Origin of the sequence: Elusimicrobium simillimum (genome assembly GCF_049639735.1) — a bacterium.
Lineage (GTDB): Bacteria > Elusimicrobiota > Elusimicrobia > Elusimicrobiales > Elusimicrobiaceae > Elusimicrobium > Elusimicrobium simillimum.
Window position 1 is genome coordinate 952,886 of the sequence record NZ_JBEVVA010000003.1, and the last position, 13,738, is coordinate 966,623.

A 13,738-nucleotide genomic window follows, 5' to 3' on the forward strand; every position below is an offset into this window, starting at 1 on the left:
GAATATAAATATGACTAAATTTAAATTTATTATTTTTGTTTTGCTTCTTACTTTTTCTGCGGGGTTGTTCGCGCAGCACTCTTCCATTGTGCCCGGGCTTAAGCAATACTTTGACGAACGCCAGAGCATCTACCGCGACTACAATTTTAAAGAATATAAAAAAGTATATAAGTCTGCCATAATGAACTATAGTTTGTCTTACACTCCTGTGACGGGTGTAAGGGGGCTTGTCAGCCAAAAAATAGATAAAGATTTAGACGCGCTGGCATTATTTTTATACAACGCTTTTTTGGAATACACCGTGGATAATGAACTGCTTAACTATGAAATAGGTTTAGAATCCGCCGGCGTTTTTGACCCGCTTGAAATGCGTTGGTTTCCCTTCAGAATCATAGAAAATAAAATAACGGGTATGGACGACCACGTAAATAAACTTTACTCTGAAAACACTACCGCCGTAAGAACCAAACTCAGAAAAATATTCCGAGAGCAGTTTGGTTTAGATTACGACGTGGATTCACCCTATAACCAAGAGCTTGAGATGATGTTTCTTTCCAACATGTCCAGAGCCTACGGCGAAAATAAAGGCGCTTATGTAAAAGGCGCTATTAAAAATTTTACCATACCGCCGGCGCTTAACCGCCAGCTGAGCAGTTTTATGGTTGACCTTTTTAACTTTAACCATTCGTACCTGGACATGTTTCAAAATGAAAAAAACTCTAACCCGGACAGCAAATATTACGCCGGCCGCCGCGCCATGGCGTGTAACCCTGCTTCATACAGCGCGTGCGCTCAGTCTTTAATACAGCGCAGCGTGTCGGCCAGCGGGCACAGGTTGCTTAGCGTTTATAAAATAATAGCTTTGCACAACAATGCCGAGCCTTTACGTTTTAAAGGCAATCTTATTTCACCGCCCTATACTCTAGGCGCGGATAAAGAAAATTTATGGATGTACCACGACGCCACCATGATTGTTGTGGCGGATAAAAGTAATATATACTATCTTGTATTGGATTATGATTTATATAAATACCCGCTTACGCTTGCCAAGTGGACGGAAGTTTTTGAGCCTTCTAAAACTGTTTACAGGGTACTGCCGTACCAGCAAGTTTCTGACATAGAACGCAGTATTAAAAAATATGTCACAGCGGCCGAATTGCAGGCCATAACAGATAAAAAAGGCGGCTACTAGCGGGGGAAAGTGTTTTAGGGTTAGTATTAATAGTTAAATAAACCCTTGACATTATAATAATAATTATTATACTAGTAGTAGGCGCATTAGAGCGCCGTTTAGTTTAAGCTCTGTGTTTGAGCGTACTTATTTTAAGTACGGGTCAACAAGGGCAGGAATTTTTTTATATGTTTTGCTTTATAAAAGAATATTATTTATTATATATATAACATCATACAGAGGGCAATATGGCATTTATAGTTAAAAAGGGAACTTCCCTTAAGAACATGGATAAAAAAACAGCATACACCTGGGGTGCGTGCGCGTTACTTTTTATATTTGTTATCTCTACACTAGCCTCAGTAATGGGCGGTGAAGAGGGTAACCCGGACCAGTTTGACGGCCTTAAATCCCGCGCGGTTGACCTTGCCCAGCTGCCCTTTGTAAATGACGAGGCCGAACAAGAACTTTTAGCCAGATATAATGACATTAACGGCAACCCCGTTACCAGCACGCTTTACTCCGCTGAAGAAAAGGAAGCCCGCCAGGAAATGGACGCTCTTGTAGGCATACCGGACGCGCCGGATGAAGAATACGAAGACGCCCAAAAAGAGATTGACGCCAGAAACGCGCGTAACGCGGCTGCCGCGTCATATTCCACAAACCGCGGCAGTTATACCCGCACCACCACCCCTATTGGCAGCCTTAGCAGTGCCGGCATGGCCAGAATGTCAGGTGGCGGCGGTAGCAGAACCTGGACGCCGGGCAACGCGGTACCCAAAGCAGCGGGTACAGGCGGTAAAGGGTTAACCAAAGAATCTGTGGAAAAACTTAAAAAGACCGAGGCCGGGCGCAACCTGTTAAACGCTTACGCGCAGACAATGTCCGCCTCCAATAAATCGGGCGAAGCCGCTATGTCGGACGCTATAGCCGCTTTCAAAAACTCTAAAAGCACTGCAGAGCTGGACAGTGATTTAGAAAAAGCTTTAGAATCTCTTACCTTAGAAGACATGGTGGCTAAGGCGGAAGAAAAAATGGGCAGTGAAGACCCCGGCGCCACTAACGACGAGGAAGACAATCTTAAAGACGCCGAGTCTAAAACCAAAGATAATAACAAAGAGGCTAAAGACTGCGACGGTTTTTGGGAATGTCTTGGCCAGCAGGCTTTAAAAGGCCTGGTAGATAAAGCCACCAACATAGGTGCCGATTATGCCAAAGGCAAGTTAATGGACAACTATAAAAATTGTATGAAAGACGCCAAAAACCCTGGTAACTGTGAGCAGCTTTACGGTAATGCCGCGGGGGTGATAACAGACGTTGTTACAGGATCTGGCGACAAGGCTGTTAAGATTGACACTAGCTCAGTAACTTTACCTGACGCATATAAACCAAAGGCTCCTACGGCCGATGATATGATAGAAAGTATTAAAAAAGGCAGCAATAGAAATAAATAGATTTTTGTGAAAATATAATTACAGTTAAACGGTACTTGGAGGTACCATTATGAAACTTAATAAAATATTAAATAACTTAGGCTGGGCGGCCAAAAATGTTGTAATGGGCGCCGGGCTTATAGCCGTAACAGGCGTTACGGGCGCGTTGGTCTATAACATGGCCGGCGGCGGTAACCAGGGCGGTATGAACGCGCCAAGAGTTACGCAGTCCTCCTCAGCCTATAGGGACGCGCAGTACGGCAGCGGGGCTTATAACCCCGTTACAAATAACCAGTACGGCGGCTCATTGGGTAATGACACGGCGTCATTATCAGCCTACAGGTCCAGTACAGACGGGCGTTTAGCTTCCGCAACAAGAAGCAACGCTTCAGGCGGTGCGGGCGGGCAAGAAGCCTCCAGCTCATTTACCAGCTCGGGCGGCAGCGGCGGCACGCTTGAGGGCATGGGTATAGCCAGGCAAAGTCAGGCGCAGTCTGACATTATGGCGGGTGTGAACGAACAGGTAAAACGTGTTCAGGATAACGCTACCCAGGCGGCGGCCCAGGCCAGAGCGACCGGGCAGGATAATTTAAAAAGCCTCGCGGGTAACTCAGGCATAGGTTCCGGTAAAAGCAGAAGCATATCGGGCGGCGCTAACCAGTACGCCAACAGATCTTCAGGCCAGGATTCTTCAGTCAGAAGTATGGCGCTTGGCCAGGTCAACAGCCCCAGCAGCCTTGACAGCGCGGCGGCAAAAGCGCGCAGAGGCGGCAGGACAGATAAATTTAACAACTCCAGCTCCAGCGTTGACGGCAGCGCGCGCAGCGGCGGGCAAGGCAGTTCGGACGCTTTAAAACAGGCCTACTCAATACGTAAAACTTTAGCCAGCGCTAAAGGGGAAAATGTGGGCGCGTCATTCATCGGCGACACATACCAAAACGCCGGGCAAAACGCTGTTGGTATTGGCGGCAATACAGTTGCTCCTACAGCCAGTGATCTTTCTTTGGATAACCTTAATAAATCCACCAGTTCTACCTTTGACCCCAGAAATATTAGAGAACTGGAAGAAGACCTTAGAAACGCCAGAACCAAAAAAGCGTTTGGCGCGGCTGTATTGGCTATTACAGCTTGTGTTGGCGGCGCGATTGGGGCTTCATTCCTTTCAATGACCGACCCATTCCAAGTCATAGCCAAAGCGGCCATCACGGCCGCGGCGTTGACAGCCGTTGTCTATGCCTTTACACAGATCTTTAATAACGACAATGGCGTAAGCTTGTCTAATACAAGTAAGATAGTGTTAACTTCAATGCTTGTATTAGGTATAGGCGCCATAGGTATGGCCTGGATACCCGGTACTACCACATTGTTAAAAACCTTAGCCGGAAAAGTTGCCAACGGCAGCTGGATTATGCAGCTGGGGCTTAGTACAGTGGCCGGTGCGGCTATGACCCAGATTCCTAACGCCTTTCTTAATACCGATGAGCAGAGAAAAGCTTTGGAAGAGGCTATTAAGCATAACAAAAGGGGAACATAAGTTTAATAAAGAGGTTTATATATGAAACTAGCATTGTATCGTATTATAATAGGGTTGTTTGTGTTTATAGTTGTGGCCTCCGCCTACGGTTGTTATGTGTCAGGCGTGAGGGACGAGGCTAAGGCAGAGCAAGCGTACTTGGATGAACTTAAACGCAAACAGTCGGAGCCAAGGCGCCGTGTGGTAGCCGTGGAAGTACCGCAGAACGAAACGCCCAGGTCAACATTTGATTATGTTGAAAAACGGCCCGCGGTAAAGAAATAAAAGCAGTAAAATATTATTTAATATTTAACCGCCGCTCAAATTTGAGCGGCGGTTTTTTATAGATATTAATATAAATAAAGTCATCCTGAGTTTTTGCGTTAACGCAAAAACGTGAGGATCTACCTTATAAAAATTACAGTAGTTTTAACGCAGTAGATGTTCACGTCAGTGCGTTGACGCACCTCCTCAACATGACCTTATTTGGGTATTTTCTAACCTAAAAATAATATGTCCAAGTAAAATATATTTGATACAATTATTTCGTAGTATTAACTAGGAGGGGAAAATGAAAAAATTATTATTAGCAGTTGCTTTATTTGCCGTTACGGTTCCCGCTATGGCGGTAACACCGGTAAAACTTTCTCTTTGGGACGGTATAGCTGTTCCCTCTGACAGAACAGTACACGGGTTAGAACTTGGTATCGGCGGTAATAACGCTGAAACAAAAGGTATTCAGTTTGACTTAATCTGGGCGAAATCACAGACTATGGTAGGCTGGCAGGGGGGCTGGATTATCAGCCAAGCCGGTGATTTTACAGGTTTACAAACATCACTTTTAAACATGGTTGATGACGGCGCCGGTGTAGAGTTTGGTTTTGTTAACTACACAGGTTCTTTTACAGGTATACAGTTTGCCGCGGTAAACTGGGTTGACAGCGTAAAAGGCGTGCAGCTTGGCTTTGCCAACTACGCGGAAAACATGACAGGCCTTCAGCTTGGCTTTGTCAACTATGCCAGAACAATCGGCCAGGGTGTGCAGCTTGGTTTTCTCAACATTGCGGAAAACGGCTTTTTACCCATAATGGTATTTGTAAACGGACGCTTCTAAACAATGGTTTTAACGCCGCCCCGTACACGGTACGGGGCGGCGTTTTTTATGCTATAATATTAGTAAGCAAGAATTTGACTGCGCGAAACTGTCAGTAAATTTCAATGCGCAGTTATTTTTTGCCCAAGTACTTTGCGCCATGGGGCAACCCAAATTTATGCAAAGACTTGCGAGGATAAAATGAGCAATGTATCAATGAAGGCTATGCTTGAAGCCGGTGTGCACTTTGGCCACCAGACAAGCCGCTGGAACCCTAAAATGGGGCACTATATTTTTGGTGAAAGAAACGGCGTACATATCTTAGACTTACAGAAAACCGCAAAAGAACTTAAAAAAGCCACAGCATTTATTAAAGACGAAGCCAAAAAAGGCGCAAGATTCCTTTTTGTCGGCACAAAAAAACAAGCGCAGGAAGCTATCAAATCAGAAGCTGAAAGATGCGGCGCTTACGTAATAAGTGAAAAATGGTTAGGCGGTACATTAACAAACTTTCAAACCGTTAAAAAATCAGTAGAACGCCTTAACGAACTTGAAAAATGGGAAAAAGAAGGCGTATTCAAAGCTATTTCTAAAAAAGAAGCCTCACGCTTAGGCAAAGAAATGGTGCGCTTACAAACACTTCTGGGCGGTATAAGAGACATGAAATCTTTACCGGACGTAGTTTTTGTTATCGACCCCGTTGACACACAAGGCGCGGTAAAAGAATCAAAAATTTTAAACATACCCGTAGTCGCGGTTTGCGATACAAACGCCGACCCTGACCCGATAGACTACCCTATCCCGGGTAACGACGACGCAGCCCGCTCAATCAAATTGTTCTGCGCCGCAGTGGCAGACTCTATCATTGAAGGCCGCACAGAAGCGCAAGGCCCCGTTCAGCCCACACAGGAAGAAGTTGTAGCCGCAGTAGAAGCAGCACCCGCTGCCCCGGCTATGCCTACAGCTTTAGAACAGGCTTTTAACGCTGAAGTACCCGCTGACAACCCGGCGGAAGACGCTAAAACAGTGGAAGTTGTTGAAGAAATATTAGCTGAAGGTGACGAGGACGTTGAGTCCGAAGAAAAGCTTCACGGCAGAGAAGAAAAGAAAGCCAAAAAAGAAGCTGTTTCTACCAAAAAGAAACCCGCAGTTAAAAAACCAACAAAAGCCAAAAAAGAAGACTAATTTAGACTGCGCCGCGGCGTTAATTAATAGCGCCGCGGGCAATCTTAGGAGAGAACCATGTCATTAGCAGAAGATATTAAGAATTTAAGAGAAAAAACAGGCGCCGGTCTTATGGACTGCAAGAACGCTCTTGCCGCCTGCAACGGCGACATTGACGCGGCCGTAACTGAACTGCGCAAAAAAGGTTTAGCAGGCATGGCCAAAAGAGCCGGCAGAGAAACCAAAGAAGGGCAGGTAGTTGTAAAAAATAACGGTAAAAACTACGCTATGTCCTTTTTGGGCTGCGAAACAGACTTTGTCGCCCGCACGGACGACTTTAAAAAGTTGGCCCAGGACGTTTGCGAATATGTTTTAAATAACCCCGGTCTTAACTATGACGAAGACCAGAAAATTAAAGACATAATTGCCGAAGTAGCCCCTAAACTTGGCGAAAACGTTTCACTCAAAGGCGCGTATAACTGGGAAGTTTCCGGTAAATGCGGCGTAATTGAAACCTACGTACATTCTGACAATAAAAAAGCCGCTATGATTGAAGTTACCTGTGATGGCGAAGGCGCTTGCTGCAATTCCGACAAAGTTAAAGAAATTGCCCGCGGCCTTGCTATGCACGCGGTAGGCATGCAGTCAATGTGGTTAGATGAATCTGAAGTTCCTGCCGATGTTATTGAAAAGGAAACAGAAATTTACAAAGAACTTGCGCTTAAAGAAGGCAAAGACGAAGCTTCTATTGAAAAAATGATGCCCGGCAAAATCAAAAAGTTTGCCAAAGACAACTGCTTACTTGAACAAGGCACAATTAAAGACAACAAAGTAACTGTAAGACAGTATCTGGCGGATTGTTCCAAAGATTTGGGCTTCAACCTCAAAATCGTCCGCTTCGTTCGTTTCTAACGCTTGCTGCTCAGGTTTGCCTTGTAAACTTTATACGGCAGCCGATAGCAGAATGTTAAGACGTACGGCAAGTTGAAAAGACTTAACTAATATACCCCCGCGCCTCACGGCGCGGGGGTATTATTATTGAAAGCGCCTACTAATAATTTTGTAAAATTTATATGTGTGATGGGAGAGAGGATTATGACAAACTATACAGAAGCGCATGTTTATAAAGAGTTAGTGGACGGCCTTAAAAAATGGGCCAAGCAAAACGGTGTTAAGCGCGCCGTAATAGGCCTAAGCGGCGGCATTGATTGCGCTGTTGTGGCGGCAGTGGCTGTAAAAGTTTTTGGCAATAAAAATGTATACGGCGTATCTTTGCCCACAAAATATACTTCTAAGGAAAGTATAACCTTAGCCAAAAAATTAGCCAAAAATTTAAATATACATTTTCGCATAGTAAAAATAGACGATGCTTTTAATTCTATAGTAAAAGAACTTGGCGGCGCAAAAAAATTAAAACCTTTAACCGTGCAAAATATTCAGCCCCGTGTGCGTGCCAACGTACTTATGGCCGTGTCCAGCGAGGTTGGCGGCGTGGTGCTTGCCACCGGCAACCGAAGCGAGATTGCCACCGGTTACTATACTTTATACGGAGACTCCTGCGGCGCTTACGCCCCTATAGCCGGCCTTTATAAAGAAATGGTTTATAAAGTTGCCGCTTATATAAATAAAGATAAAGAACTTATCCCGCTTGGTACCATAACCCGCCCGCCTACCGCCGAGCTGGCGCACGGCCAAAAGGATGAGGACGACCTGGTGCCCTACGCAATTTTAGATAAAATATTGCACCTGTATCTTGATAAAAATATGAAGCCCGCCGATATAGCCAAACGTCTTAAAATAAGCGTTAAAACGGTAAAATATGTTGAAGACAGATATAATAAAAACCTGTTTAAAACGCTGCAATGCGCGCCGCAATTAAAATTGTCGCAGGCCTGTCCGGTTGATTTATAACTTGTGTTTCTTTTACACGGCCCCCGCAAAGCGGGGGCAATTTATTTGGGCCTATACATAAAATAGGTCTTTTGGCCCTTTACATGCGGCAGTAAAATTTTTAAACTTTAAAAATAGTTTTCAGTTGAGAGGGATATAATGAACAAAATTCTAACATTGTTTTTAAGCGCTTTAATGCTGTTTAACACTTCCGCCGTTTATGCCGTTGGCAATAATAACATGCCGAACAAGCAGGAAATAGAAAATATGCGCCAACGCATGGGCGCTATTAAGCAAAAGTATAATACTTATGCTGAGAAAAAAGATAATGATTTAAAACTAGTAGAAAGTCGCGCGAAAAGCTACCAAGATACAGGTGTTTCTGAAGAAGAAGCTTTTGCTTGGGCCGCAAACGATACTCTGGCCGGTAAGGTAGCTGTTTTTCTAACGGACAGCGCGGCTGTAAAAACAGCTTCAGCCATGCCCACTACTAAAGAAATCGCTCAAGCTGTTAATGATGTGAAAAGCTTTAGAACAGATGTTGTTAGGCATATAAAAGATGGGTACCCAGCGTTTTTTACGGCTGCTTGCGGATTGATGGTTTCTGGGCTCTATCTTGCAATGTGGGCAGATCTTGGCGCCGGCGTGTGGATGGGCAGAATTGGTATGGGCGCTATTAGCGCTGGTAGTATTGTAATATTGGGGTCAACTATCATTTTTTTATTTTGCAGTTCATTTAAGAGTCTGCCGGAATTTTTACTGCCTGACACAACCTTCGACAGAAGAATGGAACTTTTAAAAAATGAACCTATAAGAATTTTGGGCAACGAAGAAAATATTTACGCTGTGCTTGATTTAAGCAGAGACGCGAAATACGGTAAATATGTAAGACAGATGATTATCGACGTGGAAGATTTTATAGATTTAAACGCCAAATACGGCGATGTTATAATGGTTTATAAATTCGCGCAGATATACCCTAAAATGGAATTTATAAATAAAGAAAACGCGTCTTCTTACCCTGTTATAAGAATGTTTTTAACAGAGTTAAGGGCCTTTGATAAAGAAGTAAAAGCGGGCAAATATGGTATAAACCGCATAGAAACGAAACAAGTTTTTGCTGCGGAAACGGATATTAACGCCGAAACCGCCAAAAAAACAGTAAGCAAATATTTACAGCCGTCCAAGATATAAGTTTAACCCCAACTAAACACCCCTTACACATTGTAAGGGGTGTTTTTTAGATTATGGGGCCCACACTAAAAATAGGTCTTTTGGCCCTTTCGCCCCCGGTGGGGTATTTATTAAAATTTATATATAACTTGCTTAAGGATGTGAATATGAAAAAGATTTTATTAATTTTAACTATTACTTTTTTAGCAGTACCGGCGTTTTCCTCTAATAATTTTGATACTGTTGTTTTGGAAAAAATTAAAAACTATAAACAAAAACAAAAAAACGCCCAAAAACAAATTAAAAAACTTTCCGCCAAGGATCAAGAATTTTTTAAAAAGTTGGAGGAGGAGTTTCCGCTTTTAGACGCCCGCGTAAGCTATTCTCTTACCTATGACAGATATTCCAACACAGGTAAAATACTTGAGACGGAAACACAAATGCTTAAGCAGCTGCTTACCAATATGCGCTCTAACCCGGATGCGGACACAGTGCTGGACAGCGTGTCAAAATTTAAAAAGATTTTTAACGGCGGGTATAGTAAAAATATGCGCGACGTATTTAAAACTTCAGTCCACCAAGAAAATTACGATAAAATTGCCCAAAGGGTAAACTCATACCTGGACGCGTTGGAAGCCGCCGCCAAATAATTTTGAATTTTATCCTCATAAATAGTAAAATATATACAGATAAAAGATATGAAAAAGATTATTAAGGGTTTTTGTTTTTACAGCGGCTGCAGTAACTGCTTCAAACTACCCAAAAGCCGCCCAACCGGACGGCTGTATTAATAAGATAAAAAAGTCAGTTGTTTTGAACGCAGTGAAAAGACTTTTTTATTTTTGTGAAACAAAAAATATAAATAGTTGATTATCATACCAAAGCTCAGGCAAATGCCGGAAGCTTCTTTATCTTTGTTTAAAATGAGATTATTAGAGGATATTATGAAAAAAATAGGGTTGTTGTTTGTGGTAAGTTTAGTTGCGGGCGCGGTTGCCCATGGCGGGATAAATACCAGTTTTAATAAAAAAGTCAGCGCTGTGGCGCAGAACGCGGCGGTAAAAACGGTTGAGCTAAGCGGGCCGTATGCTAAAATATACCAGGGTTATATCGGCGCCGCTCGTGAGTATGTAAAAAATCTTGACGTGTCTCTCAATTCTATCGCGGCGCTTTGCCAAACCTCTTTTGCGGAAAATCAGGCAAATTTAAATTCTTGCTCCGCCAACATTAAAGACGCTAAAGCGCAGCTTAAAGTGATGGTGGAAACAAAATCGCTTAACGCCTTTGCCCGGGCCTATACTGTTTATAATATAAGTTTAAATAAATTGCAAATGCTTATGCCCAAAGCTGATTATAAAGCGCAGGACGAGAATATGGAAGCCGTAAAGCTTAATCTTAGCCAGGCTTACGAGGGGTTCTGGGTTTTATACAATAGCAAAATAAAAGAAATAGTTTTTTCTGATTCCATTACTGACAAAGCCGTTAAAAAAGAACTTGCCAACTGGTATTATGATAACGAAAAAACCTGCTGCAAACTTGCAGAAGAAGACTATACCTTGCCTGTAAGGCAGTATTTATTTAAAACCAGCAGAGCCTATGATAAGACAGCCCAGGCCATTTTTAGAACATATAAAGAATACCGTGCCGCGGCAAACGGCCAGCTGGACTAATTTTATAGCGTCCCGCGCCATAATGGCGCGGGACATATCTTTTGTTAGGCGGACAAACGTGTTTTTATTTAATAGTTGTTTGGTTTTTGTTATGTTAAGTTAACTTAAAAAATAGTAAAATATAAATATGAAATATATTGATTATGATGTGCCCTCAGATTTAATTTTTAGAACTATAGATATAGTAAGAATGAAGGGCCTTAAGTGCACTGTTAAACTTGCGCCTAAAGACTTTGAAAATATTTTAAACGAGCCTAACTATATAACCTCGGCCACAGTTAAACTTAGCTTTTCACTCAACCAAAAAGAGATACTTGTGCAGGGCGAGGTGGATGGTACGTTGCACCTGCAGTGCGGCAGATGTTTAGAGTTTTTTGACACCGGTTTTCACGATGAATTTATTGAAACATATAGCACTAAGTTAGAAATAATTGATATAATGTATCAAGTTGTCCAAACACTGGCGCTTACAGAAAATATTACATTTGTTTGTAAGGATACCTGTAAGGGTCTGTGCGATATGTGCGGTAAAAACAAAAATACAGAGCCTTGTAAATGTGTGAAAGAATCTTACTCACCGTTTGCCGTATTAAAGGACAAGAAATAATTTATTTAATTGATTTAGTTAATTATTAAGGAGTTGTAAAAATGCCTAATCCAAAGAGAAAACATACTCGTTCAAGAAGAGATCTTAGAAGGAGCCAGAATTCCAAGCTTGAAGTAGCTCAGTTAGTTTCATGCTCAAATTGCGGCTCTAAGAGACTTCCGCACAACATTTGCCCTGCTTGTGGTTTTTACAAGGACAAAGTTGTCGTAGCCGTCGCTAAGAAAGCAGACAAAGCTGAAGAAAAATAAGAGTTTTTATGAGAATAGCCCTAGACGCCGCAGGTGGAGACTTTGGAGCCGAGCCTAATATTTTAGGCGCAGCCCGTGCCGTACGTGAACTTGGTTGTGACGTGGTTCTCGTAGGGGACGAAGCGGTTCTTAAAGAAAAACTGTCCGTCTTGGGCCTTTCTGATTTAAAAGGTCTTACAGTAGAGCACGCGCCAGATATTATTGATATGGACGCGGACCCGGCCAAAGAAGTGCGCGCCAAAAAGCACGCAAGCGTAGTAGTGGCTGCGGGCCTGGTTAAAGAAAAAAAGGCGGACGCCTTTGTATCAGCCGGCAACTCCGGCGCTACAATGGTAGCCGCGCTTATGAAAATGGGCCGTATAGACGGCGTTTTGCGCCCGGCTATAGGCGCGCCGTTACCCACGGTAAAAGGTTTTTGTTTACTGTTGGACGCGGGCGCCAATACAGAGTGTAAACCGCAGCATTTAATGCAGTTCGCGGTAATGGGCTCTATTTACACGCACAAAATTTGGGGCGCTAAAAACCCCAAGGTAGGGCTTCTTTCCATAGGGGAAGAAGAGGGTAAAGGTAATGAGCTTGTAAAAGCTACATTTCCTTATTTGAAAAATTTGGGCTTAAACTTTTTTGGCAATGTTGAGGGGAGGGATATCCCCTTTGGCACTACGGATGTTGTAGTGACGGACGGTTTTACCGGCAATATAGTTCTTAAATTAGAAGAAGGTTTGGCCAAGGCATTATTTACAATGATTAAGATGGAAATTAAAAAGAACCCGCTTGCCATGGCCGGCGCGTTACTTTCAAAAGGCGCTTTCGCCTCCGTCAAAAAAATTACCGACCCTGACACAGCCGGCGGTGCGCCGCTGCTTGGTATAGATGGGGTAGCCATGGTTTCACACGGTAAATCGAGCGAGACGGCTATTTTCAACGCGCTTAAAGCCGCTAAAAAGCTGGTAGACAGCAGATATGTGGACGCTATTAAGCACCATATAGCCGAATACAAAGAGATTTTTGACAAACTGGAAGCAAAATGACAGATACAATGAAAGGAAAAAATGTTATCATAACAGGCGCCAGCAGGGGTATCGGGCTGGGCACGGCAGAAATGTTTGCCGCTAAGGGCGCCAATGTTGCAATATGCGCCACGTCTGAAAAGTCACTTGCTCCGGCCAAAGAAAAACTAGAGTCTTACGGCGTAAAAGTATACGCGGAAGTTGTTAACGTAAGCATAGTGGAAGAAACACTAAAATTTGTTGATAACGCAGTTAAGTTTCTGGGCAGTGTGGACGTACTTGTCAACAATGCCGGTATAACTAGAGATAACCTTGCCGTTAGGCTGACTGAAGAGGACTGGGACGCCGTACTCGACGTTAATTTGAAAGGCGCGTTTTTTATGTCCAAAGCTGTGCTTAAGCACATGATGAAGGCCCGCAGCGGGAGTATCATTAATCTGACCTCTATTGTAGGGCAGAGCGGGAATGCCGGGCAAGTAAACTACAGCGCTTCCAAGGCTGGCTTAATAGGCATAACCAAAACGTTAGCCAAAGAGTTTGCCAGCAGGGGCGTAAGAGTAAACGCCGTCGCGCCGGGCTTTGTAATGACGGAGATGACGGGTGAATTTAAAGAAGAAGTAAAAGATAGTTTGCTTGAGGCAATCCCTTTAAAGAGATTTGCAAATGTAAATGATATCGCCAAAGCAATATTGTTTTTGGCCAGCGAAGATGCTTCCTATATAACGGGGCAGATTTTAGCAGTAAATGGTGGTTTGTATATATAAAC

General features: G+C 43.3%; 15 protein-coding genes. All 15 read left to right on the top strand.

What is annotated here, in order from left to right; translation table 11 throughout:
* The first annotated feature begins 10 nt into the window (after window positions 1-10).
* The 15 genes from AAIR98_RS05325 (at window position 11) to fabG (ending at window position 13,736) form a co-directional block, all read left to right on the top strand.
* Window positions 11-1,192: a hypothetical protein gene (locus AAIR98_RS05325; RefSeq protein ID WP_423971167.1), complete on the top strand. Its 1,182-nt coding sequence runs from the start codon at window positions 11-13 to the stop codon at window positions 1,190-1,192.
* Between the two features lie 227 nt (window positions 1,193-1,419).
* Complete coding sequence (locus AAIR98_RS05330; RefSeq protein WP_423971168.1) at window positions 1,420-2,625, top strand: hypothetical protein; 1,206 nt, start codon at window positions 1,420-1,422, stop codon at window positions 2,623-2,625.
* A 49-nt stretch (window positions 2,626-2,674) separates the two neighbouring features.
* A complete protein-coding gene (locus AAIR98_RS05335; RefSeq protein WP_423971169.1) occupies window positions 2,675-4,138 on the top strand; it encodes a hypothetical protein in 1,464 nt (487 codons plus the stop codon).
* A 21-nt stretch (window positions 4,139-4,159) separates the two neighbouring features.
* Window positions 4,160-4,402, top strand: coding sequence for a hypothetical protein (locus AAIR98_RS05340; RefSeq protein WP_423971170.1), 243 nt, complete (start codon window positions 4,160-4,162; stop codon window positions 4,400-4,402).
* Between the two features lie 286 nt (window positions 4,403-4,688).
* On the top strand, window positions 4,689-5,231 hold the full coding sequence (locus AAIR98_RS05345) for an LA_2272 family surface repeat-containing protein (protein WP_423971171.1): 543 nt from the start codon (window positions 4,689-4,691) through the stop codon (window positions 5,229-5,231).
* A gap of 180 nt (window positions 5,232-5,411) precedes the next feature.
* Window positions 5,412-6,395, top strand: a complete 984-nt coding sequence (gene rpsB / locus AAIR98_RS05350; protein WP_423971172.1) for a 30S ribosomal protein S2 — start codon at window positions 5,412-5,414, stop codon at window positions 6,393-6,395.
* Between the two features lie 57 nt (window positions 6,396-6,452).
* Complete coding sequence (gene tsf, locus AAIR98_RS05355) at window positions 6,453-7,286, top strand: translation elongation factor Ts (protein WP_423971173.1); 834 nt, start codon at window positions 6,453-6,455, stop codon at window positions 7,284-7,286.
* 183 nt (window positions 7,287-7,469) lie between these two features.
* A complete protein-coding gene (gene nadE, locus AAIR98_RS05360) occupies window positions 7,470-8,285 on the top strand; it encodes an NAD(+) synthase (protein WP_423971174.1) in 816 nt (271 codons plus the stop codon).
* Window positions 8,286-8,423: 138 nt separating this feature from the next.
* Window positions 8,424-9,458 carry a hypothetical protein gene (locus AAIR98_RS05365; protein WP_423971175.1) on the top strand — a complete coding sequence of 345 codons (1,035 nt, stop codon included), beginning with the start codon at window positions 8,424-8,426 and terminating at the stop codon, window positions 9,456-9,458.
* Window positions 9,459-9,604: 146 nt separating this feature from the next.
* Window positions 9,605-10,087 carry a hypothetical protein gene (locus AAIR98_RS05370; RefSeq protein WP_423971176.1) on the top strand — a complete coding sequence of 161 codons (483 nt, stop codon included), beginning with the start codon at window positions 9,605-9,607 and terminating at the stop codon, window positions 10,085-10,087.
* Between the two features lie 294 nt (window positions 10,088-10,381).
* On the top strand, window positions 10,382-11,107 hold the full coding sequence (locus tag AAIR98_RS05375) for a hypothetical protein (RefSeq protein WP_423971177.1): 726 nt from the start codon (window positions 10,382-10,384) through the stop codon (window positions 11,105-11,107).
* 127 nt (window positions 11,108-11,234) lie between these two features.
* Entirely contained in the window at window positions 11,235-11,714 is a 480-nt protein-coding gene (locus AAIR98_RS05380) for a YceD family protein (protein ID WP_423971178.1), read from the top strand.
* A gap of 41 nt (window positions 11,715-11,755) precedes the next feature.
* The gene (rpmF, locus tag AAIR98_RS05385) at window positions 11,756-11,962 is read left to right on the top strand and encodes a 50S ribosomal protein L32 (RefSeq protein WP_423971179.1); all 207 of its coding nucleotides are present in this window, start codon (window positions 11,756-11,758) and stop codon (window positions 11,960-11,962) included.
* Window positions 11,963-11,970: 8 nt separating this feature from the next.
* Window positions 11,971-12,993: a phosphate acyltransferase PlsX gene (gene plsX, locus AAIR98_RS05390; protein WP_423971180.1), complete on the top strand. Its 1,023-nt coding sequence runs from the start codon at window positions 11,971-11,973 to the stop codon at window positions 12,991-12,993.
* Entirely contained in the window at window positions 12,990-13,736 is a 747-nt protein-coding gene (fabG, locus tag AAIR98_RS05395; RefSeq protein ID WP_423971181.1) for a 3-oxoacyl-[acyl-carrier-protein] reductase, read from the top strand. The genes plsX and fabG overlap by 4 nt, the downstream gene beginning before the upstream one ends.
* Window positions 13,737-13,738 lie beyond the last annotated feature (2 nt).